This is a genomic window from Devosia psychrophila (genome assembly GCF_000971275.1).
Classification (GTDB): Bacteria; Pseudomonadota; Alphaproteobacteria; order Rhizobiales; family Devosiaceae; genus Devosia; species Devosia psychrophila.
This window is the reverse complement of record NZ_LAPV01000027.1, coordinates 1-1,046: the sequence shown is the minus strand read 5'-3', so window position 1 is coordinate 1,046 and position 1,046 is coordinate 1. Positions and strand designations below refer to the sequence as shown.

Genomic DNA, 1,046 nt, shown 5'->3' with positions numbered 1-1,046 from the left:
TAAGCAAGCGTCAGCTCCGTGCGGTCATTGGCTATGGCCTCGCGGCATTTACAAAGCCAATATTCCCTATGGCGGCGTCGGTGAGCTGGCTGGTGGCTGCGCGTTTCATCGACAGGATAGGCAAGGGCATACGAGGTGCGCCGCGTGATGCCCTTGTGGCCGATATCGCGCCAGCTCATCTACGCGGGGCGAGCTTTGGACTGCGCCAGTCCCTCGACACCGTTGGCGCATTCCTCGGTCCATTGCTGGCCATAGGCCTGATGTGGCTGACTGCCAACAACTTTCAGGCGGTGTTCTGGGTCGCTGTTATTCCAGCCTTTCTCGCGCTCGGGCTTCTGCTTTTTGCCGTTCGAGAGCCAGAGCGTCCTGCGGGGCTGCGCAAGGTGCGCTTTCCGCTAAGCCTGCCCGAACTGAAGCGTTTAGGCTCCGGCTACTGGCTGGTTGTCGGTGTGGCGACGATATTCACACTTGCCCGATTCAGCGAGGCGTTTCTGGCACTGCGGGCACAAGGCACCGGCCTGCCCCTCGTGCTCATCCCCATGGTGCTGGTGGTAATGAACTTCGTTTATGCGCTTGCAGCCTATCCGGCTGGGATACTCTCCGACCGATATAACCGTTTGACTGTGCTCATCGTCGGGTTTTCCCTGCTGATAGCCGCCAACCTTGTGTTGGCGTTCGCGCCCGGGCTGACTGGCGTTGCCATTGGAGTGGCCCTTTGGGGCTTGCACATGGGCGTAACGCAGGGGCTACTCGCGACCCTTGTGGCGGATACCGCGCCGCCGGAGTTGCGAGGGACGGCTTATGGAATGTTCAACCTGATGGGCGGACTAGCCCTTCTAGTCGCCAGCATTCTGGCAGGTGTCCTCTGGGACAGCTTTGGACCGGCAGCGACTTTTCTTGCGGGTGCGGGTTTTACCGCACTTGCCCTTATAGGACTCGGCCTCGTGCGCTGGCATCTGCCGGAACTTGGCGCTACTCGAAGCTGCTAAACATTCGGGCATTCTCCTGAGGCAGCGCGGTTGAAAACTCTTAATTACCATTATTCC

1 protein-coding gene is annotated in these 1,046 nt (G+C 59.7%); it reads left to right on the top strand.

All coding sequences use genetic code 11. The features are described from left to right. Window positions 1–989 (top strand): MFS transporter (locus tag WH91_RS02935; RefSeq protein WP_046169531.1); only part of this gene is annotated, 989 nt, incomplete at its 5' end. Window positions 990–1,046: the final 57 nt, after the last annotated feature.